At 51.6% G+C, this 528-nt stretch carries 1 protein-coding gene; it reads right to left on the minus strand.

Annotated features, from left to right (window positions below; all coding sequences use genetic code 11):
• A partial coding sequence (locus AC1DXV_RS35245; RefSeq protein ID WP_477938134.1) for a hypothetical protein occupies positions 1-280 on the minus strand: 280 nt, incomplete at its 3' end.
• Positions 281-528 lie beyond the last annotated feature (248 nt).

Consider the following 528-nt stretch of genomic DNA (forward strand, 5'->3'; position numbering starts at 1 on the left):
GAACAGGCTCCCAGACGAGTGCGCGTAGCGTGAACTCGGCACTTTCATACAGAGGGAAAATCCGACTGGATCGCTTAAATTGCTTCCCATCAAAGGCCTCTTTCAATAGGCCATTCATATAGGCAGGCAAGAATTCCCTATTGTTTCTGAGCTTGACCAGTAGCTCTGCAGCCGAAGAAATATTATCTTCATTGAGTGGATGTGATATGTCTGTCAGGCGCGCGATACATTCCTGAAGAGAAATGGATTCCCGCGTCTCGAAAAGGAATACGTCGGCCATTAGGTGCTCCGGTGATTAGTATTTTTTCCAAGTCCCGCTAGAGTCTGAAGGATTTCACGGGCCAACTCCCCCTCCGGCGAGGCCTCGCCGGCGGCCTGCCCAATCACTTTCAATMCGCGACGCGGATGTATCTGAAGCAAGTACTTCCAAGCTGCCACCCTGAAAGTGCCGTCATCGCCACTAATCATCGAGTCGATAACGCTAGGCTCGCATTCCTCCCGAAGCCCGCGGAGTGTATTGAGTAGGAA

The sequence above is a fragment of the Rhizobacter sp. P3_C12 genome, assembly GCF_056402735.1.